This window comes from Snodgrassella sp. B3837, from assembly GCF_026535955.1.
GTDB classification, from domain to species: Bacteria; Pseudomonadota; Gammaproteobacteria; order Burkholderiales; family Neisseriaceae; genus Snodgrassella; species Snodgrassella alvi_E.
Genome location: NZ_JAFNPI010000006.1, coordinates 134,086 through 158,843 on the forward strand (window position 1 = coordinate 134,086; position 24,758 = coordinate 158,843).

Annotated in this window: 25 protein-coding genes and 1 tRNA gene; 19 read left to right on the forward strand and 7 right to left on the reverse strand. The window is 39.4% G+C overall.

Translation table 11 applies throughout. The features are described 5' to 3' along the window. The first annotated feature begins 68 nt into the window (after positions 1-68). The 18 genes from gatC (at position 69) to polA (ending at position 18,458) form a co-directional block, all read left to right on the forward strand. Positions 69-356, forward strand: coding sequence for an Asp-tRNA(Asn)/Glu-tRNA(Gln) amidotransferase subunit GatC (gene gatC / locus J3U67_RS01585; protein ID WP_267390358.1), 288 nt, complete (start codon positions 69-71; stop codon positions 354-356). Between the two features lie 90 nt (positions 357-446). Further along, the gene (gene gatA / locus J3U67_RS01590; protein ID WP_267403511.1) at positions 447-1,904 is read left to right on the forward strand and encodes an Asp-tRNA(Asn)/Glu-tRNA(Gln) amidotransferase subunit GatA; all 1,458 of its coding nucleotides are present in this window, start codon (positions 447-449) and stop codon (positions 1,902-1,904) included. Between the two features lie 15 nt (positions 1,905-1,919). Beyond that, positions 1,920-3,362, forward strand: coding sequence for an Asp-tRNA(Asn)/Glu-tRNA(Gln) amidotransferase subunit GatB (gatB, locus tag J3U67_RS01595; protein ID WP_267390356.1), 1,443 nt, complete (start codon positions 1,920-1,922; stop codon positions 3,360-3,362). A 16-nt stretch (positions 3,363-3,378) separates the two neighbouring features. Continuing rightward, the gene (lptE, locus tag J3U67_RS01600) at positions 3,379-3,864 is read left to right on the forward strand and encodes an LPS assembly lipoprotein LptE (RefSeq protein WP_100157000.1); all 486 of its coding nucleotides are present in this window, start codon (positions 3,379-3,381) and stop codon (positions 3,862-3,864) included. Next, positions 3,861-4,844, forward strand: coding sequence for a DNA polymerase III subunit delta (gene holA / locus J3U67_RS01605; RefSeq protein WP_267390353.1), 984 nt, complete (start codon positions 3,861-3,863; stop codon positions 4,842-4,844). Before lptE ends, holA begins: the two co-directional genes overlap by 4 nt. 49 nt (positions 4,845-4,893) lie before the next feature. After that, on the forward strand, positions 4,894-5,328 hold the full coding sequence (locus J3U67_RS01610) for a type II toxin-antitoxin system RatA family toxin (RefSeq protein WP_100140631.1): 435 nt from the start codon (positions 4,894-4,896) through the stop codon (positions 5,326-5,328). Continuing rightward, a complete protein-coding gene (locus tag J3U67_RS01615; protein ID WP_267390352.1) occupies positions 5,318-5,602 on the forward strand; it encodes an RnfH family protein in 285 nt (94 codons plus the stop codon). The genes J3U67_RS01610 and J3U67_RS01615 overlap by 11 nt, the downstream gene beginning before the upstream one ends. Positions 5,603-5,657: 55 nt before the next feature. Next, positions 5,658-6,233 (forward strand): aminoacyl-tRNA hydrolase, encoded by a 576-nt coding sequence (gene pth / locus J3U67_RS01620; protein WP_267390351.1) that lies wholly within the window; start codon positions 5,658-5,660, stop codon positions 6,231-6,233. Between the two features lie 18 nt (positions 6,234-6,251). Beyond that, on the forward strand, positions 6,252-7,730 hold the full coding sequence (gene ubiD / locus J3U67_RS01625) for a 4-hydroxy-3-polyprenylbenzoate decarboxylase (protein ID WP_267390350.1): 1,479 nt from the start codon (positions 6,252-6,254) through the stop codon (positions 7,728-7,730). Positions 7,731-7,791: 61 nt separating this feature from the next. Next, entirely contained in the window at positions 7,792-9,435 is a 1,644-nt protein-coding gene (locus J3U67_RS01630; RefSeq protein WP_267390349.1) for a phospholipase D family protein, read from the forward strand. A 57-nt stretch (positions 9,436-9,492) separates the two neighbouring features. After that, positions 9,493-10,062, forward strand: coding sequence for an aminodeoxychorismate/anthranilate synthase component II (locus J3U67_RS01635; RefSeq protein ID WP_267390348.1), 570 nt, complete (start codon positions 9,493-9,495; stop codon positions 10,060-10,062). 46 nt (positions 10,063-10,108) lie between these two features. Further along, positions 10,109-11,152 (forward strand): anthranilate phosphoribosyltransferase, encoded by a 1,044-nt coding sequence (gene trpD, locus J3U67_RS01640; RefSeq protein WP_267390346.1) that lies wholly within the window; start codon positions 10,109-10,111, stop codon positions 11,150-11,152. Positions 11,153-11,242: 90 nt separating this feature from the next. Then, complete coding sequence (gene serS / locus J3U67_RS01645) at positions 11,243-12,550, forward strand: serine--tRNA ligase (protein ID WP_267390345.1); 1,308 nt, start codon at positions 11,243-11,245, stop codon at positions 12,548-12,550. A 104-nt stretch (positions 12,551-12,654) separates the two neighbouring features. Further along, positions 12,655-12,730: transfer RNA gene (locus J3U67_RS01650), tRNA-Lys, on the forward strand. A 381-nt stretch (positions 12,731-13,111) separates the two neighbouring features. Then, positions 13,112-14,095: an SHOCT domain-containing protein gene (locus J3U67_RS01655; RefSeq protein ID WP_267390292.1), complete on the forward strand. Its 984-nt coding sequence runs from the start codon at positions 13,112-13,114 to the stop codon at positions 14,093-14,095. Between the two features lie 165 nt (positions 14,096-14,260). After that, a complete protein-coding gene (locus J3U67_RS01660; RefSeq protein ID WP_267390291.1) occupies positions 14,261-14,791 on the forward strand; it encodes an inorganic diphosphatase in 531 nt (176 codons plus the stop codon). A gap of 151 nt (positions 14,792-14,942) precedes the next feature. Further along, positions 14,943-15,362, forward strand: coding sequence for a type VI secretion system amidase immunity protein Tai4 (locus J3U67_RS01665; RefSeq protein ID WP_267390290.1), 420 nt, complete (start codon positions 14,943-14,945; stop codon positions 15,360-15,362). A 300-nt stretch (positions 15,363-15,662) separates the two neighbouring features. Beyond that, positions 15,663-18,458 carry a DNA polymerase I gene (gene polA, locus J3U67_RS01670; protein WP_267390289.1) on the forward strand — a complete coding sequence of 932 codons (2,796 nt, stop codon included), beginning with the start codon at positions 15,663-15,665 and terminating at the stop codon, positions 18,456-18,458. 176 nt (positions 18,459-18,634) lie between these two features. Here the strand turns inward: polA and rpe are convergent, their stop codons facing one another. Next, positions 18,635-19,336, reverse strand: coding sequence for a ribulose-phosphate 3-epimerase (rpe, locus tag J3U67_RS01675; RefSeq protein WP_267390288.1), 702 nt, complete (start codon positions 19,334-19,336; stop codon positions 18,635-18,637). Positions 19,337-19,451: 115 nt separating this feature from the next. Between rpe and J3U67_RS01680 the strand changes: the two genes are divergently transcribed. After that, positions 19,452-19,853: a Spy/CpxP family protein refolding chaperone gene (locus tag J3U67_RS01680; RefSeq protein ID WP_100140178.1), complete on the forward strand. Its 402-nt coding sequence runs from the start codon at positions 19,452-19,454 to the stop codon at positions 19,851-19,853. Between the two features lie 108 nt (positions 19,854-19,961). Here J3U67_RS01680 and J3U67_RS09160 read toward each other — a convergent pair whose 3' ends face one another. The 6 genes from J3U67_RS09160 to dnaB all read right to left on the reverse strand — a co-directional run bounded on the left by J3U67_RS09160 (position 19,962) and on the right by dnaB (position 24,758). Next, positions 19,962-20,417 (reverse strand): type IV pilin protein, encoded by a 456-nt coding sequence (locus J3U67_RS09160; protein WP_323811345.1) that lies wholly within the window; start codon positions 20,415-20,417, stop codon positions 19,962-19,964. A gap of 32 nt (positions 20,418-20,449) precedes the next feature. Then, positions 20,450-21,064, reverse strand: a complete 615-nt coding sequence (locus J3U67_RS01690; protein ID WP_267390287.1) for a pilus assembly PilX family protein — start codon at positions 21,062-21,064, stop codon at positions 20,450-20,452. Between the two features lie 36 nt (positions 21,065-21,100). Beyond that, positions 21,101-22,042: a PilW family protein gene (locus J3U67_RS01695; RefSeq protein WP_267390286.1), complete on the reverse strand. Its 942-nt coding sequence runs from the start codon at positions 22,040-22,042 to the stop codon at positions 21,101-21,103. Next, positions 22,042-22,518, reverse strand: a complete 477-nt coding sequence (locus tag J3U67_RS01700) for a type IV pilus modification PilV family protein (RefSeq protein WP_267390285.1) — start codon at positions 22,516-22,518, stop codon at positions 22,042-22,044. The genes J3U67_RS01695 and J3U67_RS01700 overlap by 1 nt, the downstream gene beginning before the upstream one ends. A 32-nt stretch (positions 22,519-22,550) precedes the next feature. Next, entirely contained in the window at positions 22,551-23,261 is a 711-nt protein-coding gene (locus J3U67_RS01705; protein WP_267390284.1) for a GspH/FimT family pseudopilin, read from the reverse strand. A gap of 105 nt (positions 23,262-23,366) precedes the next feature. After that, positions 23,367-24,758 carry a replicative DNA helicase gene (gene dnaB, locus J3U67_RS01710; RefSeq protein WP_100140173.1) on the reverse strand — a complete coding sequence of 464 codons (1,392 nt, stop codon included), beginning with the start codon at positions 24,756-24,758 and terminating at the stop codon, positions 23,367-23,369.

The window sequence follows — 24,758 nt, forward strand, 5'->3', positions numbered from 1 at the left end:
AACCGAATCAGAACGCGCAATGATACCGCAGTTTGCTCGTTTTGCTAAATCAAATTTAAGGATTTTTGATGGCTTTAACACTAAGTGATGTAGATAAGCTCGCACGCCTCTCTCGCTTGAGTCTTTCAGAAGCTGAGCGAAATAATATGCTGGCAGAACTTAATCATGTATTCGAACTGGTCGAAAAAATGCAGGAAGTCGATACAAACGAAGTTGAACCGATGGCACATCCTCATGAACTCGCATTACGTCTACGCAATGATATCGTGACTGAAACTGATCAGCATCAGGCTATACAATCTTGTGCACCTTTGGTTGGCAAAGATATGTACCTTGTACCTAAAGTAATCGAATAAGTTCAGATTTGCCAATTAAGCCATATCTTTAATTTTTGAAATTATCACAGACAGCTTCTTATCACACTGTTTGAACATTATCTGACCACCATGCCCAAAAACTACACATTGAAACAATGCAGTGATTTACTGCAAAGCAAACAGGCTTCAGCAAGCGAGTTGGCACAGGAATACCTAGCAGCCATTGCAGCGGATAATCCCAGCCTGAATGCCTATATTACGCTGGATAAAGAACATACTCTTACAGAGGCCAAAGTTGCCGATAACCGTTTGGCACAAGGTTCAGCCAGTGTATTGACAGGTGTACCCATAGCCTACAAAGATATTTTTTGCCAGCAAGGCTGGCGCAGCGCGTGTGCCAGCAAAATGCTGGATAATTTTACCGCCCCCTATACCGCCACTGTAGTACAGAATTTGCTGGATGCAGGTATGGTCACACTGGGTCGAACCAATATGGATGAGTTTGCCATGGGTTCAACTACTGAGACCTCACATTATGGCATTACCAAAAACCCTTGGCAGCATGATCATGTTCCTGGTGGTTCCTCCGGTGGTTCTGCCGCTGCTGTTGCGGCGCGACTGGCACCGGCAGCATTAGGTTCAGATACTGGTGGTTCTATCCGTCAACCGGCAGCTCATTGCGGCATCACTGGTCTGAAACCTACTTATGGTGTCATCAGCCGCTTTGGCATGGTGGCTTATGCTTCCAGTTTTGATCAGGCCGGCCCAATGGCACAAACTGCTGAAGACTGCGCTTTGCTACTAAACAGTATGGCCGGTTTTGATGAACGAGATTCCACCAGTATAGAGCGTGATAAGGAAGACTACACTCGAGATTTAAACCGTCCGCTTCAGGGTTTAAAAATAGGGCTGCCACGAGAATTTTTTGGAGAAGGGCTTGATTCACAAGTACATTCATCCATTGAGGAAGTATTAAATATACTGAAAAAACAAGGGGCAGAAATTATTGATGTCTCTTTGCCGCATACTGAATTATCCATTCCGGCTTATTACGTTTTGGCATCAGCAGAGGCCAGTACCAATTTATCTCGGTATGATGGTGTTCGTTACGGATACCGAGCAAAAGAATTCAGCAATTTAGATGAAATGTACAGTAAAAGCCGTGCTGAAGGCTTTGGTGAAGAGGTAAAACGGCGCATCATGATTGGTACCTATGTATTATCACATGGTTACTATGATGCCTATTATCTTAAAGCACAAAAACTACGTCGTATGGTTGCCAACGACTTTCAAGCTGTACTTAATCAATGCGATATTATCTTGGCTCCGGTAGCACCTACTGCTGCACCGAAACTAAGTAGCCACAGTAACGATCCAGTGCAAATGTATCTTTCTGATATATACACCGTCTCACTTAACTTAGCTGGATTGCCGGGCATCGCCTTACCCGCCGGTCAAACCACCAGTGGACTGCCTGTGGGCGTACAGCTCATCGGTAACTATTTCGCCGAAAGCCGCCTGCTTGGAATTGCACATCAAATACAGCAACATAGTGACTGGCATACCAGAACACCATTTGCACAATAACAGCCAGTATACGAATTGAAAGAAAACAGAATGAATTGGGAAACTGTAATCGGTCTGGAAATCCATGTTCAGCTAAATACACAATCCAAAATTTTTAGTGGTTCTTCTACTGCTTTTGGTGCAGCGCCGAATGTTCAGGCAAATGTAGTAGATTGCGCCTTGCCCGGTGCCTTACCAGTAATGAATCGCGAAGTGGTAAATAAAGCCATCAAGCTTGGTTTGGCATTGAATGCCACAATTAACAGGAAAAACGTATTTGACCGGAAAAACTATTTTTACCCTGATCTACCAAAAGGCTATCAGATCAGTCAATTAGATTTGCCGATAGTAGAGCATGGGCAGCTGGAAATCGTAGTAGGTGATGAAGTTAAAATCATCAACGTGACCAGAGCGCATATGGAAGAAGATGCTGGCAAATCTGTACATGATGAATTCGAACACTATACCGGCATTGATTTAAATCGTGCCGGTACACCTTTGCTAGAGGTAGTTTCCGAACCTGAAATGCGTTCCGCTGCCGATGCCGTTGCCTATGCTAGAGCAATGCATAGCTTAGTTACATGGCTAGATATTTGTGATGGCAATATGGCAGAAGGTTCATTTCGTATTGATGCCAATGTATCAGTGCGCCCTAAGGGACAGGCTGAATTCGGAACACGCTGTGAAATTAAAAATCTGAATTCTTTCCGCTTTCTGGAGCAGGCCATCAATTACGAGGTTGAACGGCAAATCGAATTGATTGAAGACGGAGGCAAAGTTATTCAGCAGACTCGCCTGTTTGACCCCAATAAGGGGGAAACACGTGCAATGCGCAGCAAAGAAGATGCTCATGACTACCGTTACTTTCCAGATCCAGACTTATTGCCGGTTGTAATTACAGATACAATGCTGGAAACGGCCAAAGCCTCCATGCCTGAGCTACCAAAAGAAATGGCTGCACGCTTCATAGAGCAATATGGTATTTCTGACTATGATGCACGCTTATTAACCAGTAACCATATTCAGGCCAGCTGGTTTGAGCAAGCTGCAAAAATAGAGGGGCATGGCAAACTTGTAGCCAACTGGATGCTTGGAGAACTTGCGGCTGCGCTGAATAAAGCCGGAATTGACATCTCAGCCAGCCCGATCAGTGCCGAGCGTCTAGCTGGACTGACTAACCGGATTGCAGATAATACCTTAAGTAACAAATTAGCTAAGCAGGTTTTTGAAACCATGTGGGACAGTAATCTGTCTGCTGATGCCATTATTGAGCGTGATGGCCTGAAACAAATGACAGATATCGGCGCTATAGAACAAATCATCGAGGAAGTGCTTGCTAAAAATCAGAAATCTGTTGAAGAATTTAAATCAGGTAAAGAAAAAGCATTCAACGCTTTAGTAGGTCAAGTAATGAAAGCTTCACGCGGCAAAGCCAACCCGCAGCAGGTGCAAACTTTATTACGCAGCAAACTGGCTTAAGCGTAAAGGATTAGATATGAAAAAATGGCTGGTACTGACTATCTTATTTGCATTGTCCGGCTGTGGCTTTCATCTGAAAGGCACATCCGCATTTGATACACCTTTGCCCTATCACAGCTGGAAAATAGATGGTGGTAGTATGCAACGGGCATTAGAAGTAGTATTGCGGCGTCAGCCAGATGTTGTTGTTGATACCGAACAGCCAGATGTGGTCGTAAAAGTAATTGCTGCTACTCAGGATTCAACTACATCTTCTGTAGACTTGTCCGGTGGAGCCAGTGAATATTTGTTATCACTGAACGTTACGGTACAAGCTTATCGCCACGACCAGCCATTAGGAGATCCTATTCAAGTAACTGTAAATCGTTATATGGATTATTCTGATCATGAAGTGCTGGCAAAAGAAAACGAACAAAACATGATTTGGCATGACATGCGTACCGATGCAGCAGAACAAATAGTGCGGCGTTTGGCTTTTCTACCCGTCAATACCACAGAATGAGTGAAATATCTATCCATCCTCTGGCCGCAGCATATCTGATTCATGGTGAAGAAGATTTATTGCGGCTAGAGGCTATAGACAAAATCAGAACAGGCGCACGCGAGCAGCAATATTCTGAGCGTGAAGTCGTCATAATTGAATCTGGCTTTGATTGGTCATCTCTATTGGCTTCAGTACAATCTGTAGGTTTATTTGCTGATACAAAACTATTGGAAATACATTTGCCATCTGGCAAACCTGGCAAAGAAGGTGCGGCAATACTACAGCAACTTGCTGAGCATCTACCAGAAAGCACTTGTCTGATGCTGATATTGCCTAAACTGGAACGTACACAAATACAGAGTAAATGGTTTGCGAGCTGGGTTAAAGTCGCTCAAGTCTATGAAGCCAAAGCAGTCAGCCAGACAGCTTTACCTCAATGGATAAAAAAACGCCTAGCTGAAGAAAAGCTTAGCATCGACAACGATGCTTTAGCACTATTTGCTGAAAAAGTGGAAGGTAATCTTCTAGCGGCAAAACAGGAAATTGACAAAATTGTACTTATCCATCCTGCTGGTCATATTGTTACACTGCCTGAAGCACAAGCTGCAGTGGCAAACGTGGCGCGATTTGATGTATTTCAGCTATCAGCTGCATGGATGAGTGGCAATTCCGAAAGGATGGTACGACTGCTTGATGGACTGGCAGCAGAGAGCAATGAACCAGTATTACTTTTATGGGTAATCAGTGAGGACATCCGTACCTTATTACGCTTACTGGCAGCACAAAAACAAGGAAAACCCCTCAGCGAATTACGCCAAAGCCTGCGCTTATGGGGAGAAAAACAGACTCTGGCTCCGCTGGCAGCCAAACGCATTGGTGTAAAACGTTTACTAGGCGCTTTGCAGACATGTGCGCACATCGACAGACAAATCAAAGGTGTGGAAGAGGGTGATGCATGGTCTGAAGTTAAGCACCTGTTTCTGACTTTGACAGCTTGATTACCATGCAAACTAATTCTCTTCCATATCGCAATAAATGTGACAAAAAATGAAAACAGTTGAAAAAAGCGTTTTAGTACTCCATAGTGCCGAGCACATATTTGATCTAGTCAATAACGTTGAAGATTATCCTCAGTTTTTGCCATGGTGTAATCGAACAGAAATTTTAAAAAGAGATGAACATTCACTTGAAGCAGTGTTGCATATGGATTACATGAAAATACGCCAATCCTTTGCTACTCGGAATATCAATCACAGACCTCACAAAATACAAATGAGTTTGCTTAACGGCCCGTTTCGCCGGCTAGAAGGTTTCTGGCAGTTTACCCCTATCGATAATTTAGGCTGTAAAATTGATTTTCGCTTGGAATATGAATTTTCTAGTGCCGTACTTTCAGCACTAATTGGACCTGTTTTCAACCATATAGCTACTACACTAGTAGATGCATTTATTCAGGAAGCCGACAGACGCTATGATGACTGATATTATGGTTGAAGCCGTGTACGCAACATCTGAATGTCAGCATCTATGGCAAGGTAAAGTCGCAGCGGGAACCACAGCACGTCAGGCATTATTAGAATCAGATCTGCCACAACAATTTCCACAAATTGATTTTCGTACAGCCCCTATAGGTGTATTTGGCAAAAAAATTAAAGATGATTACATCCTGTGCAACTGGGATCGCATAGAAGTTTACCAGCCATTACTTATCGACCCAAAAGAAAATAGACGTCGTAAAGCACAACAAAAAAAGTAATCCGTTTTTTCTTGTATTTAATTATCTTACTTGCAAAACATTCTAAGGAAAATCTATGTCCCAAATACGGCTCATAGTAGGTCTGGGCAATCCGGGCACAGAGTATGAACATACACGTCACAACATCGGTTTTGATTTTGTCGATGAACTGGCCAGATTATGGAAAACCAGTTTCAGAGAAGAAAAAAAATTTTTTGGACAAATCGCACGAGTTAATCAGGCTAATAGAGAAATCTGGCTATTAAAGCCATTTACATACATGAATAAATCTGGCACTTCTGTTCTGGCGCTGGCAAAATTTTATAAAATTACACCTGCAGAAATTTTAGTAGTTCATGATGAGCTTGACATACCTTGCGGACAGATAAGATTCAAACAAGGTGGTAGCAATGGTGGTCACAACGGCTTAAAAGATATTCAGGTGTGGCTTGGCAGCCCAGATTTTTATCGCTTACGCCTTGGCATCGGCCATCCCGGTGACCGTAACCTTGTTGTCAGCTATGTATTGCATAAACCACAAGCCCAGGAACAAAACTTAATCAATGAAGCAATTCAAAAGTCACTGACAGCTATGCCTTTACTACTTGAAGGCGAATACAGTAGCGTACAACAACGATTACACAGTAAATGAATTTTGAAAGTTAAAGTAATGAAATACCGTGATTTACGAGAATTCATTGCCATGCTCGAGCAGCAGCAGCTATTAAAACGGGTTCAGATCCCTGTATCACCATATCTGGAAATAACCGAAATAGCAGATCGGGTATTACACAAACAAGGGCCGGCTTTGCTGTTTGAAAAAACAGTCAGTCAGTCAGGAAAACCATATAATTTTCCGGTTTTAGCCAATTTGTTTGGCACAGCAGAGCGAGTGGCCATGGGTATGGGCGCAGAAAGTACTGCTCAATTAAGAGAGATAGGCAAAACTCTAGCTTATTTGAAAGAGCCTGAACCGCCCAAAGGTATTAAAGACGCCTTTGCCAAACTTCCTTTACTCAAAGATTTATGGAGTATGGCGCCACTTATCACAAAAAAAGCACTCTGTCAGGAAATCATTCTTGAAGGAGATGCCGTCGATTTAACGCAGCTTCCTATTCAGAAATGCTGGCCAGAAGATGCAGCGCCACTCATAACATGGGGATTAACCGTCACCCGCGGACCGGACAAGAAACGTCAGAATCTTGGTATTTACCGACAGCAATTACTAGGAAAAAACAAACTCATTATGCGCTGGCTAGCACACCGTGGTGGAGCACTTGATTTTCAGGCATTTAAACAAAAATATCCTCATAAGCCTTATCCTGTATCAGTTGTACTTGGCTGTGATCCGGCCACAATACTGGGAGCAGTTACTCCCGTACCAGACAGCTTGAGCGAATATCAGTTTGCCGGATTATTAAGAGGTTCACGTACCGAACTAGTAAAATGCATTGGTAACGATTTACATGTACCAGCCAGAGCAGAAATTGTGCTTGAAGGCGTGATACAGCCAGATGAAATAGCGCTCGAAGGCCCATATGGAGATCATACGGGTTATTACAATGAACAGGACTATTTTCCAGTTTTCACTGTAGAACGCATCACTATGCGTGAAAATGCTATCTACCACAGCACCTACACTGGCAAACCGCCAGATGAGCCTGCTGTTCTAGGCGTTGCCTTGAATGAAGTATTTATTCCTCTATTACAAAAGCAGTTTCCTGAAATAATTGATTTTTATCTTCCTCCCGAAGGATGCTCTTATCGTATGGCTATTGTCAGCATGAAAAAACAATATGCTGGACATGCCAAAAGGGTCATGATGGGATGTTGGAGCTATTTGCGGCAATTTATGTATACCAAATATATAATTGTTGTGGATGATGATATCAACATACGTGACTGGAAAGAAGTCATTTGGGCTATTACCACTCGCATGGATCCCGTACGGGACACAACACTAATCGATTATACACCAATAGATTATCTCGATTTTGCCAGCCCCATCAGTGGCCTAGGAGGTAAGATGGGATTGGATGCCACCAATAAATGGCAAGGAGAAACTAACCGTGAGTGGGGCAAAGTGATACGCAAAGATGCAACAACCATAGCCAAAATCGATTCCATATGGCAAGATTTAGGTTTATAAATTGCTATTGGCTCCATGCAGTTTAAAAAATTTAGCAGCATAATCAACATATGGTATGCACATGAATAGTAAGATATTTAATCAAATCTGTACTATCTGTTTCAAACTGTGCACACTTTTTATATTAACTGCCTGTCAGACATTACCGTCACTTCAGGGAAGAACAACAGAAACCCATGTTGCAGCCGATATCCCATCTTCATTAGCTTATGCAAATGCTTCTCTTGTTAGCCAGCATCCGGGATTTTCGGGTATATACCCACTTGATGATGGCCATGAAGCCTTTGCAGCACGTGTTGCCTTGATACGTGCAGCTGAGAAAAGTTTGGATGTTCAGTATTACATATGGCGCAATGACACATCTGGGCAGCTATTATTCCACGAACTTGTCTTAGCTGCTCAGCGAGGCGTACATGTCCGTCTACTATTGGACGACAATAACACAGTAGGACTGGATAAAGTTCTCACGGCTCTCAATCAGGAACCTAATATCGAAATCCGGTTATTTAACCCCTTTATCCATAGGCACTGGCGCGCGTTAAGTTACATTACCGACTTTGCGCGATTAAACCGACGCATGCACAACAAATCCATCACTGCAGATAATCAGGCTACCATTCTTGGTGGGCGTAATATCGGTGATGAGTATTTCGATATGGGAAAAGGTACGTTGTTTGTTGACTTGGATATTCTCGCCATAGGTCCTATCGTCAATCAGGTATCTAATAATTTCGATCGCTATTGGAACAGTGCATCTGCATATGATTTTAGCAGCATAGTTCACAGACGCAACAAACTTCAACCTAGTATGACAGTATTTAAGCGGCGTAGTTTCAACCGTTTGCGTGCAGATAGTTACGACAATGCCTATAATCGTGACAATTTCGTCAATCGCTTACTAGATGGCTCACTTGACTACCAGTGGGCACATTTAATTTTAGTAAGTGACAATCCAGAAAAAGCATTGCCTAAAAGTAAACAGGAAACAGCTAAGCAAAATATCGAGACAGGTATTGTAATTGCTCCAGATACAAAAGATACCAATTATCAACATATCATAAAATATGAAAAAGTCAGTTTAACTCTGAATGCACTTGCCGCATCAGTTGTTGAACCACAAAAAGATTTACTGGTTATAACTCCTTATTTTGTACCAACTCAAACGGGTCTAGAATATCTGCAAAAACTCAGAGAAGAAGGGGTAAAAATCAGAATTCTTACCAACTCACTGGCTGCAACAGATGTACCAGTAGTCCATTCGGGCTATTCCCGCTACCGTATTCCTTTATTAAAAGAGGGTGTTGAAATATACGAACTGAAAAATCAGGGTTTTATCAAAGGTCACCGTGACAGGGCATTTACAGGTAATTCTGAATCCAGTCTTCATGCCAAAACATTTACTATAGACGGACAACAGCTTTATATTGGTTCCCTGAACTTCGACCCACGTTCCGCCAGACTCAACACCGAAATGGGTGTTGTTATTCAATCACCCGAAATGGCACAATATATGAATCAGGCCATCAATGAGGCCTTACCTGACGTGACTTATCAAGTAAAACTCTCACCTGAGGGAAAACTAGAATGGTTGAAAAATAACGACAAAAATCAAATCAAGGTTTATCATCATGACCCAGATACCAGTGTGTGGAAACGAGCTTGGGTAAAAATACTATCATGGTTACCATTGGAAAGCTTGCTTTAAGACCTTAACTAAAATTATCTAATCTCAATTAACACCCAAAAATACAAGGTAAAGCTAATGCTGCTATTTATCGACAATTACGATAGTTTCACCTACAACATCGTGCAATACCTTGGTCAGCTAGGTGAAACAATAACCGTTAAAAACAATGATGAAATAACTCTGAAAGATATAGAATCCTTAGCTCCAAATAAAATTGTCATCGGCCCAGGTCCCTGTACACCGAAAGAGGCAGGAATATCAGTAGCCACTATCCAGCATTTCGGCGGCAAAATCCCTATTCTGGGTATTTGTCTTGGACATCAGGCCATTGGCTTTGCTTATGGAGGCAATATAGTCCGTGCAAAAAAAGTAATGCATGGTAAAATTTCGCCTGTTTATCATCACAACAATTCATTGTTCACTGGCCTGCCTAATCCAGTAAATTGCACCCGTTATCATAGTCTGGTTATAGAAAAAGAAACTTTACCAGACAGTCTTGAAATCACCGCATGGACAGATGATAACGAAATTATGGGTATCAGACACCGCTCCCTTAGAATAGAAGGGGTACAGTTTCATCCTGAAGGCTTACTCACAGAATATGGCTATCAGATGTTACAAAATTTTTTAGAGCAACACCCATAACCATAATCACATCTGCAAAACGAAATCTACTCTAGAAAGAATAAATATGATTACGCCGCAACAGGCTCTAAACCGTCTACTGGACAATAACGAATTATTTTACGATGAAATGACCGACTTAATGCGCCAGATTATGAATGGGGAAGTGGCGCCAGAAATCATAGCTGCCATACTAATTGGTTTACGTATCAAAGTAGAAAGCGTATCTGAAATTGCCGCCGCAGCAACAGTCATGCGTGAATTTTCCACTAAAGTACCCGTACAACAACGGGATCATTTGGTAGATATCGTAGGTACCGGAGGCGACAATGCTCATACTTTCAATATTTCAACTACCAGTATGTTCGTCGTAGCCGCAGCAGGTGCCAAAGTTGCCAAGCATGGTGGGCGTTCAGTATCCTCTTCAAGTGGTTCTGCCGATATTATCGAAGCCATGGGCGCGGCTCTCGAACTAACGCCCGAACATGTAGGCGAATGTATTGATCAGCTAGGTGTCGGATTTATGTATGCTCCCAATCATCACAACAGCATGCGTTATGTTGCTCCGGTACGCCGAGCGCTTGGCGTACGTACCGTATTTAACATCTTAGGACCATTAACCAATCCGGCAGAAGCATCAAATCAGGTTTTAGGTGTATTCCACATAGATTTAGTGGGTATATTATCACGTGTACTGAAACAGCTAGGCAGCAAACATGTGCTTGTGGTTCATGGCAGCGATGGCCTAGATGAAATTACGCTCACTGGTACAACCCGCGTAGCCGAATTGAAAAACGGTACTATCATGGAATATGATATTCATCCAGCACAATTCGACATGCCGGTTATCGAAGACCTGAAACCCCTTAAAGTAGCCAACAGCGAAGAATCACTGCATATCATGAACGCTGTACTAAACGGAGAAAAAGGGCCTTGTCGTGATATCGTCGTTTTGAATGCGGCTGCCGCCATTTATGCATCCGATATCACTACTTCATTGGAAGAAGCAGTGGATTTAGCAATTACTGCCATTGATTCTGGCAAAGCCAAAACCAAACAGACAGAATTTATTCAGAAAACACAACAATTAGCTGCCATACAGAAAACTTAACATGCAGTAAGCTTGCAGATGTTCACCCTGCATCACTGCAATTAATCGTTTACAATAAACGCTACAAACCGTCAACAACACATTAATATCATGTTAGACATTCAAATACTCCGACAAGACATCGACACAGTTGCCCGAAAATTACAAACCCGTGGTTTCCAGCTGGATATTGCAGCATTCACCCAACTAGAACAGCAACGCAAACAATTGCAGATTCGTACTGAAGAACTGCAAGCTAAACGCAATAGCCTGTCCAAACAGATTGGCGCCTTGAAAAGCCAGGGTAAACATGATGAAGCCAACGAAGTGATGGCCGAAGTAGGCAAAATTAAAACAGAGCTCGAACAGACTGATCAGAATTATCAAAATATACAAAGCCAGATAGATAATTTAATCCTAACCATACCCAACCTTCCTCATGACGATGTACCAATAGGAAAAAACGAAACCGAAAACGTAGAAATCAGACGTGTTGGTACACCACGGCAATTTGATTTTCAGATTAAAGACCATGTCGATCTCGGCGAACCACTAGGCTTAGACTTTAAAACAGCTTCAGAACTGTCTGGTGCCCGTTTTGCATTAATGCGTGGTCCGATAGCACGACTACACAGAGCATTAGCACAATTTATGCTTGATACTCATACACAGAAGCATGGATATGTTGAGCATTACACCCCTTATATCGTTAATCCCGAAATACTCGTAGGTACAGGACAGCTCCCTAAATTTGCTGAAGACATGTATAAAGTTACTTGCGGCGGAGAAGAAAACAATCAGGAACAATATCTGATTTCTACCGCAGAAATCACCCTTACCAATACCGTACGTGAACGCATTCTGAGTAAGGAAGAATTACCGAAGAAATTAACCGCACATTCACCGTGCTTCCGCTCCGAAGCCGGATCATACGGTAAAGACACACGCGGACTGATACGACAGCACCAGTTTGATAAAGTAGAAATGGTACAGATTCAGCATCCTGAAAATTCTTATGCTGCACTTGAAGAAATGGTTGGTCATGCAGAAAAAATACTTCAGCTTTTGGAATTACCCTATCGAGTAATCATATTATGTACAGGAGACATGGGCTTCAGTGCAGCCAAAACATACGATCTAGAAGTGTGGGTACCTGCACAGAATACCTATCGCGAGATTTCCAGTTGTTCAAACTGTGAAGATTTTCAGGCACGACGTATGCAAGCGCGCTTTAAAGATAGCGAGGGTAAAAACCAGCTAGTGCATACATTAAACGGTTCCGGTTTAGCTGTCGGCCGCACATTAGTAGCTGTGCTAGAAAATCATCAGAATGAAGATGGTAGCATCAACATTCCTGTCGCTTTACAACCTTATCTAGGGGGGCAAAGCATATTAAAAGCACAAGCAGATACTCTATAGATCATTGAATTTGAATATTTCTATCAAAATTTAAAGGACAATATAACTGATCCATTGTATATATTGTCCTTTAATGTAAAGACGAGTATAATTATCTCCCTGTTGGGTCGTTAGCTCAGTTGGTAGAGCAGTGGACTCTTAATCCATTTGTCCAGGGTTCGATCCCCTGACGACCCACCATCATTATAATAATTAATTTAATATTTTATCTTGCGCTACAATCGTACATATACATCCATTAAATTTCGGTTTTGACAATTTTTGACATATCAACATAATAACATTGTCATTTTTATATTAGAATACAAATACTTTTTGATTATTAATTCTAAGCAATTATTAATTTTTAGAATAAGTTATCCCTAAAACACTTGTACAATATATTAGCTAATATCATTTATTACCCAAATATTACTAAAATGAAAATTGTATATTTTCATCCAATATAACAATAACCTGTAAACTAAATTTATTTGCTGAAAACGAGCATAAAAGCTTGCAACAAATATATCTTTACTTTATGTTATCAACAATCACATAATTTTTTTACAGGGGTAGGGTATGGATAAATCTTCTCTTACAGAAGAACTAGAAGCATTATTTAAACTATTTGAAAAAGGTGCGATAACCAAAGAAGAGTATGAAGCTCAGAAAGCCATACTTTTATCATCTAAAGCCAAAACTTCGACTTCCGAAGAAGATGAGAATCAGGAAACTGTTCCGATATTTATAGAAGAACCATATCAAAAACAAAACGAACCAGCACACAGTAATAGCGTAAAGATAATTTTAATCATCATTATCGGACTTATTATTATAGTGGCCATGTATTTCATTTTTGCTGGTAACAAAAAAGACCTGCAACCCAACTATGGTTCCGGTACCTTATCTGCAAGCGCAGCAAGTGAAAGCATTACCGTAAATGCGCAGCAAACGAGTAATACTGCGGATAAAAATCTGGAAGACGACTCCGATAGTACTGGCCTAAATCTGAATACCAAGACGCCGGAAGAATTAAATCAGCTTTTGAATAAATTCCAGCAGGATCGTGCAAAAGCATTAGCTAATCTACGCAATATATGGTCAAATCTTGATCCGGATTTTAAAGCGACTATACAACAAGAACAAAAAGACTGGGATAACATAGCATTAACCACTTCGTGCTCGCTAACCGGCTATCATACAATACTGGCTCAACAGGTTGCCAACCAATATTGTGAATCCGTCATGCTGAATAATCGTGCTAAAGAGTTGCTGGATGAGCAGGCATCAAATCTGACAGATATAAAACAAGAAAAAGCAGCTCAAATGGATGCAAAAGCATCCGATGCACTTAAAAGAGTAAATATTACTTGGTCAACCATACCTAACGATATTCAGCAGAACCTCAATCAGACATATGAACAGTGGTCAGATGAAATCAATAAATATTGCATTTCCAGACCGACAGCTAAAAACCTCATTGAAACTCAGATAAATTTTGATAATTGTATTATCAATAAATCTGAAAATAAAATCAAAGAATTAAATGGTTACAAGATTTAGTAATGATACAGAAAGTCAGATTTGAGAAATACTGGCTTTCTTACTTTAATCTGAAATAAAACAAAATATCAATGAAAACTAACATTTTATCCAATAAAATATGGGCAAACAAAAATCCATTGTTTACAATACCGCCACTCAAAACTATTGCAGGACATTTATATCATGGCAGATTTCAATAAAATTCTCGATGCCGGTAATGTAGACGGCGGTATTATCAACGTAGTTGTAGAAATTCCAGCAGGTTCAAATCATAAAATAGAGTGGGACCGCAAACTTGGTGCTATGAAACTTGATCGGGTTGAACCCGTGATATTCGCTAAACCCACCAATTATGGCTTTATTCCGCAAACTCTCGATGAAGATGGTGATGAGTTGGATGCCTTAATTATCACTGATCAGCCTTTGAGTACGGGAATTTATCTGGAAGCAAGAATTATTGGTGTTATGAAATTCGTAGATGATGGAGAAGTTGATGACAAAATTGTTGTAGTTCCGGCTGATGACCGTAATAATGGCAACAATGTTCAAACATTAGCAGACTTGCCAGCACAATTAATCAAACAGATTGAATTTCATTTCAACCATTATAAAGATTTGAAAAAGGCAGGTACCACACAGGTAACGCATTGGGGTGACATCGACGAAGCTAAATCAGTCATACGCGAATCGCAAGAGCGCTGGCAGCATCAGTAATCAAAGCATAAAAAAATATAGTGAAAGATAAGCTGCGAAATTTTTATAAATTCAAAATTTCGCAGCAACTATTGTTATGATTACTGTTATTTTAGTGAAAATGAGCCTGAAAAGGGATATGTAACACTTCAAGCCAATTTTTGGGACTGAAATGAAAAAATTTAAATTGCAAATAATATCCAGCTGCTGCATATTATTGCCATTGATTAGCCAAGCATCAACTCCCGAGGCAGTGAACCGTACCTTTATAGAAAATTATAAGGATATGGTTTTTGCATCTTGTGTCACCAAAGCATACAAAGGAAACAAGGATGTAGCAAAAGATACAGGCAGCAGTGTAAGTGCGCTAAAAGACTGGATTGATTACGACATTGATAAAAGTATAGATAAAGAAATTATACTAATCGATTCTTATTTATCCCGTAATTATTTTAATCCAGTGGCTGAGCAGGAAGTTAAAGGAATAAAATTTGATTTTCTAAAATGTCTGGATCTTTACCATAGCAAAGAGCTGGATAAACTTGCCAGAAAAGTAATTTCAAATTTGAATGAAAAGGTGACTAAAGATTGAAAAGCAAAAGATAGACAAGATCAGAATGAATAGTATAATTTAACATAATATATATTATGCGAAATATGCAAATTATAAATCAATATAAAATATTATTATTTATCGCATGTAGCACTTACATATTTGCGAATCCATAACTACGCAAACATACTTTACCCAGTAAGCCAATAGTTTAAATTACGAACCATATTTTTTATCGTAAAATACAGATATGCTCTGCAATATACTGACATAGACAGGCTATAAGAACTGAATGATTTTGAAAGTTTCTGGGCTAAATTTGATAATTCTGGAATTACAATGCAAAAAAAATTATTACTGGTTGACGGTTCATCTTATTTATACCGCGCATATCATGCTTTAGCACCTTTAACCAGTCCTACAGGAATGCCCACGGGAGCATTATACGGTGTACTGAATATGCTCAGACGTCTGCGCATGGATACAGCACATGATTATGCCTGTTGCGTATTTGATGCAAAGGGCGAAAATTTTCGCCATCAGATGTATCCAGAATACAAAGCTAACCGCCCCCCTATGCCTGAAGATTTAAGGCCACAGGCTGAGTCTTTACCAGAACTAGTCAAATTAATGGGATGGCCTGTATTATCTGTTAGCGGTGTAGAAGCAGACGATGTTATAGGTACATTATCCTGCATGGCACAACAGGCTGGATACGAAGTAATTATTTCCACAGGCGACAAAGACATGGCTCAGCTGGTAAATAATCAGGTGACTCTAGTCAATACCATGAGCAATGAAAAACTTGATATCACAGGTGTAATAGAAAAATTTGGTGTTAAGCCAGAACAAATTATTGATTATCTAAGTTTAATTGGAGATAAGGTCGATAATGTGCCAGGTGTCGATAAATGCGGCCCTAAAACAGCTGTAAAATGGTTAAAGGAATATGAAACCTTGCAGAATATCATCCAGCACGCCAACGATATTAAAGGTAAAGTTGGTGAAAACTTACGCCTTGCAATACCTAAACTCCCTCTTTCTTACCAGTTAATCACAATTAAAACAGACGTAAACCTGCAAGATGTATTACCACGCGGAATAGAAGATTTAAAACGTCAGAAGCCAAATTGGCAAGAATTGATACCAAACTTTCAAGAACTTGGCTTCAAAAATTGGTTAAAAGAAGCGCAAACGCATCTTGATGAACATCACTTAAGTGATTCTAAAGAGCCAACAGAAGATTTGTTTGCCGAATCAGAAATCATTAAAAACTCTGGTACAGACAATAATGCAATTAGCACTGAAACGGATTATCTAAGGAACATTCCTAAACAATATTCAGCAATTACAACAAATGAACAATTAACAGAATTAAAAACACAGTTAGAAAACGCCCAGACCATCGCTCTGGATACTGAGACCGATAATCTAGACGCCATGAAAGCTAATCTAGTGGGTATCAGCATCGCATTAGAACCAGGTAAAGCCTTTTATATTCCTGTAGGTCACACCCCTACTGCTGTTAATGAACAGCTACCTTTAGAAACGGTATTAACCTGTTTGAAGCCTTATCTAGAATCAAATAAGCTTGGCAAAATCGGTCAAAATATTAAATATGACCAACACGTATTAGCCAATTATAACATCGGCCTAAATGGTATTATTGGCGACTCTATGCTTGCTTCTTATATTGTCGAAAGCCACCTTGGCCATAGTCTGGACGAGCTAGCGCTCCGGCATCTAAACTGGCAGACTATTAAATATGAAGATTTATGTGGTAAAGGCGCCAAGCAAATTTGTTTCTCCGATGTGCCTCTGGATGATGCTGTGAATTATGCTGCAGAAGATGCAGATGTGTCATTGCGTTTAGAAATTTTACTCCGGCAGCAAATGAATTCAGCTCAGCTAGAGCTTTACCATCATCTAGAAATACCAATTGAGCGCATATTATTTCTCATGGAACGTACTGGAGTATTAATTGATCGACAAGAATTAACACAACAGAGCCACGAGCTAGGCAATCAGCTAATCAAACTTGAAGAACAGGCATATCAGCTGGCAGGCCAACCATTTAATTTGAATTCCCCCAAACAACTGCAGGCCATTCTATTTGATAAAATGGGTATCCCAACTACGGGACTTAAAAAAACATCATCTGGTGCAATTTCAACTAATGAAGCTGTGCTTGAGAAACTGGCAACGGATTATCCCCTTCCCAAGCTCATTCTACAGACACGAACGCTGGCAAAACTGAAATCCACATACACCGACAAACTACCTCAGCTGATTAATTCAGACACTGGGCGTGTACATACTACCTACGCGCAAGCCGTAGCCATCACAGGTCGACTGGCTAGTAACAACCCAAATCTGCAAAATATACCTGTCCGTACAGAAGAAGGCCGCCGAATCCGCAAAAGTTTCATCGCCCCACCCGACCAGCTAATCGTTTCTGCCGACTACTCTCAGATAGAACTACGTATCATGGCACATCTTTCAAAAGATGCCACCCTGATTGATGCCTTCCAAAATGATGAAGATATCCATAAACGCACAGCAGCAGAAATTTTTTCTACTTCGCAAAATGAAATAACAGCTGAACAACGTCGGTATGCTAAAACGATTAATTTCGGACTGATTTATGGTATGAGCGAATATGGTTTGGCGAAATCATTAGGAATCGAATTGCAAGCAGCTCAACATTTCATATCACGCTACTTTAGTCGTTATCCAGGTGTGCATGAATATATGGAAAAAACTAAAGAACAGGCATTCCAACACGGTTTTGTAGAAACTTTATTTGGTCGGCGCCTCTACTTACCTGGTTTAAAAAGCAGCAATGGTACAGAACGTGCTGGAGCTTTGAGAGCAGCCATCAATGCGCCAATGCAAGGAACTGCTTCTGATTTAATCAAGCGAGCTATGATTGCAGTGCAAGATTGGCTGGAACAACAAAATATGCAATCAAAACTCATTATGCAGGTACATGACGAATTGGTGTTACAAGTAACAGAATCAGAACTTTCCGATGTAATGCATCAATTACCAGAATTAATGTCAGCTGTTGCCAAATTAAGCGTTCCATTAATTGCTGATGTTGGCAGCGGACATAACTGGGAAGAAGCTCATTAAACAAGCATTTTGTAGAAATATTTCAATTGCAAATTGAGAGTAAAAGCAGTCTGCTATAAAAGGACTGCTTTTTCATAACCTACTGAATATATAAAATTAAATGTTAATATATAAAATTAACAATCATATGGCAATATAAACATAAATTATTAACATATTAATTTTATGCGATTTAATTATATTTGTCCTTCTTTAGCTAATTGTTCACGCATTGCCGATATTTGTTTGCCATAATCCTCAAACCCAAATATAGCAGAACCAGCAACAAAAGTATCAGCCCCTGCTTTTGCTATTTCAGCAATATTATCTATCTTAACCCCCCCATCCACTTCAAGACGTATATAGCGTCCATTATTATTGGCATATGTATCAATTATGGAGCGAACTTGTCGAATTTTTTCTAAAGTCGAAGGAATAAAACTCTGACCACCAAATCCCGGATTCACAGACATCAGTAATATTACATCCAATTTGTCCATTACTTGCTCTAAAACATATAATGGAGTAGCAGGATTTAAAACCAACCCAGCCTTACAACCTGCTGCTTTAATCAGAGATAAACTTCTGTCTACATGCTTACTCGCTTCAGGATGAAAAGTAATAATATCTGCCCCAGCGCTAGCAAATGCATTAATCATATCGTCTACTGGCTCTACCATCAAATGCACATCTATAGGAACAGAAGCATAGGGTTTGATAGCCTGACAAACCATGGGTCCAAATGTCAGATTCGGCACATAATGATTATCCATTACATCAAAATGTATCCAGTCTGCACCTGCGTCAATAACGGCTTTTATTTCATTTCCCAGAAAAGCGAAGTTTGCAGACAATATACTGGGTGCAATAAAAAAATCAGGCTTTTTTAAGTTATTCATAAATAAAAGACTCCAAGTATATAATATTCTTTACGCAAGTTTACGGCCATTATATGTGCTTGACTGCTAATGAAGTATACTCATATTGTCCGATGGAAATTAAAGGGAGAACACAATGGTAGCACTTTGCTGGCAAAAAATAGTACGCTATTGTACCGGCATTGCACTATTCGCATTCACTTGCTCTACTTTTGCTTCTGGACAAGTCAATTGTGATGTCCGCAAGCTAGAACTAACACAAATGCAAAAAGCCAGACTCAGATTTATTAGAATGCAGTATAAACGAAATCAGGATACCAACTTACAACGTACTGCAAACAACAAACGTAAAAATGAACAATTAAATCAGATTCTGATGCAACCTAAATTTGATGAAGCTGACGCCAAACGGTATGTTTTAAACCATTATATGCCGCGGATGCAGCAAGACGTAGATGAATTAAAAGTTCAACATGAATTTTTACAGGTTTTAAATCGGCAACAACGTCTTAACTGGATAAATAACTGTTTGCGCTGAAATTATAAATATCGATTTGTTTAAATATCAATAGTAAGAATATAACTAAGATATTTATTCTTATCCATTAATATATTAGTATTAAAAAATTTTAGCGTTCGCTTTTAATTATTGTTTTTTACATTCAGGGTTTCCAGAGGGATCACTTATATTACTGACGTCTTTATTATCACAAATATAAGTACTTGAATCACTGCTCATCCAAATGGATTTTTTTAAATTTATTCCCCCTTTTGGTTCAGCATATAGATGAAAATCACTGCAATTATCGGTACTATCACAAACTCCGGCTATTGTATATTTCCTATCCACGTTAGTATTTTTACCAACATGATTTTTAATTGCTTCGTCTATATTTGACTTTTGTATATTACTATTAAACAAACTCAGTTTTTGCTGGGCAACATCCTGATTGATCATAATCAATGTAGAAGTAGCATCTGCTAAATCTGCTTTTTCTATATAGTTATCATAGGCTGGTAAAGCAAGAGCTACCAGTATTCCCATAACAGCTACTGCGATAATAAGTTCTATTAAAGTAAAACCATTATTATATTTTCTCATGCATCTGCACCAAGTATAAAGTTTATATCTTATCAAAAATCATATAGAGATGCCTGAATGGTTTCCTCAACAATGCTAGTAGTACTATCATTTTTTCCCCAACCTTTGGCCGTAATTCTAAATAAATATATACCAACACCTGCATTTTTATCGGGTCCCAGATATTCAATGACATATCTAGATTTTACGTCTTGATTTTGTGGTGAGGAAGGAGTGGTATTATCTGGTTGAACTTTAGTTGATGGGTCTTTATTGTCTTTGCCATCTATATTTGAAAAAACATTTGTTCGTTTCCAAACATCAGGCAATTCACCACAATTCTTTTCAACAGCAGCTAAAACACTTAATACTGCGGCTGCATCAATCCCATTAGCTGCACATAATCCATCTTTACAATCACATGAAAATATTTGTTGTGTTTTCAAACCTGGCCATTTGCTAATTCTATCTTCTGCTGCTTTCAAACCAATCTGAGCATTTTGAAGAGCAAGCTGATGATCACTATCATTAGCACTGGTTCGAGTATCCATTGATGTGCTTTGCATCGTAGCTACAACCAGAAATGCAATAACAATCATCATTATCAGAACTAGAAATAATGCAAATCCAGACTGTCTGGTTTGTAAGGATCTATAATCGATTTTCATGTCAGATGTCATATTCCAGAATAGTTTATCTGTAAATTATTTACCACTTGTACAAACTTCACCCTGTCTAACACTTGCATTGATTTCATAATCTATTTCAGTATTATTTGTACTTGTGCTTGTCAAATTTGGATTTACACTAAGTGTAGTTTTAATCATTACCGGAGGGTGCAAAAAATCCAAATCTAAATCTTGTTTATGGCTAATATTTGGTTCTAACGGCTTCTTTTGTCCTGCTTCAGATGCACTTGAAGCAGCTGAAGCCTCCGAAGCTCCGTGAATAAGTGGACATTCTGAATCTTTATGTGCATCATAATAAAAATCATATTTGGCTTTTACGACATTACTCACGATCAACTCTGGAGCACTCCACATTTGATTAATGTAATTTATACGATAAAAACCGGGCTTAGAATCAAAAACTGTCGTCCCTACCAAATAAACAACCCCACTTACAGCTTCACCAAGTTTTTCATGCTCACCCAGTTTTTTAATGTCAGTATTGCATTGGCTAGCAAGAATATTATTGGCTAATTTATCATTTATAAACGTAAGTACTAAAGGTTTGCTTCCTGCTACAGGTGTGACACCAATATCTTTAGTGAATGTAGTAGATAAATACTGTTTATTATTAGAGTTGGTGAATGCTCCAGTAAAAATGTCATTTAATTCATTAATATCAGGGGGATTCATACAGCTAAAATTAGCTAGCTGACGCATATCACTTCGTATAACATTCGAAGCATTACGAACATCTTGTTCATAATTTATCCGTGTCTTAACCTGCTCTTTTAATTTATAAGTTGCTAGAAAGGTTGAGCTTGCTGCTAGTAACACAATAATACTGATTGCCGTTGCCACCATGAGTTCAACCAAGCTGAACCCTTGCTGTCTGACTAGAAAATTCTTTGGTTGAGGCTCTATATGGGATTTTCTCATCAGTACAATCCTAATATTTTTATTTAATGTTTTTTTCATTATTGGCCTGCAGTCAGAGTATACGAAAAGCTATTATTATTAACATTATTATTCTTATCGTTTTTGTCCAGTGCCTGACCACTCCAAGAAACATCTATTTTACCATTTCGAATAGTACAGGAAGTTATTTGTGCATTAGTTAAATGAATATTTAAACGATTATTACAGTTGGCATCATCAAAATTTGAATAATCTTTAGCTATATATAATATTTTATTTTTATTTTCATCTAATTTTTCTTTAAGGGAAATTCTGGCTTCTGAATTCATAAGTTCGATATAATTTTGCACTGCTCTTGTTACTTCTCCTTGGTTTGCAGCATTAATTGAAGTATGCACCGCTGTAATCTGAGCCAGCATCAATGCCAATACACCAAATGACAATACAAACATAGCCACAATTGCTTCTACAATTGTAGAACCATTTTGTTTCTTTAATTTATGTAATGAATATACAACTGAATGGCATTGATTCATAAACTTATCCAAATATTTTCATATTAATCATTTTAGTTAAATAATTGAGAAGTACAAATCTGAGTATTTGAAACCGAATCATTCCCAGATTTTCCATAACAGGCAATCGGCTTACCGCTTGGTGTTATTATGATTCGTCTTTTAATGTCTTCATATTTAGCATCAGTAACTTCTAAAGCTACACTGGATTGCCCTATATCCCAATTAGATGAATTTTTGCCATTACCTAATCCAAACTGACCATTTGGCATGAAAGCTAGCATTTTGGATTCTGCAATTTCGTCTTTACAATCAGCCTTGCCATTTTTACACACACCCCAATGCATTTTAACTTTGATTTTATTTATATTATCATCATAATTCTGATTTAAAGCTACTGTGCGTACTGATGTATCTTTAGAGGCATTATATGCACCATCTAAATCATTATCACTGAACGCAATAAAACCTTGCCATTTTGTACCATTTTCATAATCGCCAAAATTTACACAAGTATTAGAAGTAGAAGTATTTTTTCTAATTAATGTGGGGCAGATTAAAACTGGAGTATTAGTACGTATAGCCTCAGCTCTGGCAAACTGAAACATTGCAAGTAATTGATCAGCACGGTTATAAGCTCGATGGGAAGCAACCAAATGATTCATAGCTGGTAAGGCTACAGCCGCAAGTATGGCTGTAATTGCTATAACGATTAACAGTTCTATCAAGGTAAAACCAGCATTACTTGGTTTGGATGAAACCATAATTCAACCCTAAAAGTGCCCAAATTAAGTTAATATGGAATTATTTTCGTATAATTTTACAACATTTCACTGGTTTATGACTATTTTTCTGGCTTGAAAACTGAATTATTCATCAAAATAACCTTCAGGCATGGCCGCATTGTCAAATTTAGTAAACTGACCTTGGAATGTCAGATGCACTTTCCCTGTTGGACCATTACGGTGTTTACCGATAATACATTCTGCCAATCCCTTAAATTGGCTGTCTGGATGGTAGTATTCGTCACGATACATAAACATAATCAAATCAGCATCCTGCTCAATTGCACCTGATTCCCTTAAATCTGACATCATGGGTCGTTTATCTGTTCTCTGCTCAACTGTACGCGATAATTGTGACAATGCGATGATGGGCACCTGCAGCTCTTTAGCTAAGGACTTAAGAGAACGTGAAATTTCTCCTAATTCTGAAGCTCGGTTATCTGAGCGTCCAGAGCCGGACATTAATTGTAAGTAGTCAAGCACGATGAGACCCAATTTACCCCCTTGCTGTCTGGCAAGACGTCGCGCACGTGCACGTACTTCTAATGCAGTCAAACCTGGGGTTTCATCAATAAACATAGGAGCATCAGTAAGTTTAACTACTGCATCGTTAAGTTTACCCCAGTGTTCATCCTGCAACTGTCCGGTTTTAAGTACACTTTGGTCTACTCGCCCTACTGAACCAAGCATACGCAGAACCAGCTGTGCTCCACCCATTTCCATTGAAAAAACCGCAACCGGCAATTTTTCTGCTATAGCTACATGTTCTGCAATATTCAAAGAAAAGGCCGTTTTACCCATAGACGGGCGTCCGGCTACAATAATCAAATCCCCTGGCTGTAGGCCAGAAGTCATTTTATCCAGATCAATAAATCCAGTTGACACTCCAGTTACATCGTTTTTATTGTCCCGTGAATATAAATAATCAATCCTTGTAACAACTTCTTTCAATAACACTGGCATGGTTAAAAAACCCTGCTTCGACCGTGCGGTAGATTCTGCTATCTGAAATACACTATTTTCGGCTTCATCGAGCATCTGTGCAGCATCTTTACCCTGCGGACTATAGGCTGAACGTGCTATCTGTGTCCCTACCTGTGCCAGCTGACGCATAATAGAACGCTCTCGAACTATCTCGCCATATCGGCGAATATTAGCTGCAGAAGGTGTATTCTGAGCTAATGTAATTAGGTACTCAAGGCCGCCAGCTGCATCAAGCTCTTCTCTTCGTTGCAGCTCTTCCTGCACGGTAATGACATCTGCAGGACGGGAAAGCTCAACCAGTGTTTTTATACCCTTAAATATAAGCCGATGTTCATGACGATAAAAATCATTTTCATCGATTACATCCGCGATTCGGTCCCAAGCACTGTTTTCCAACATTAAACCACCCAGAACAGACTGTTCAGCCTCCATTGAATGTGGTGGAACGGCCAGCTGACTGATTTCTTCGTTGTTTATATTGTTTTCTTCCAT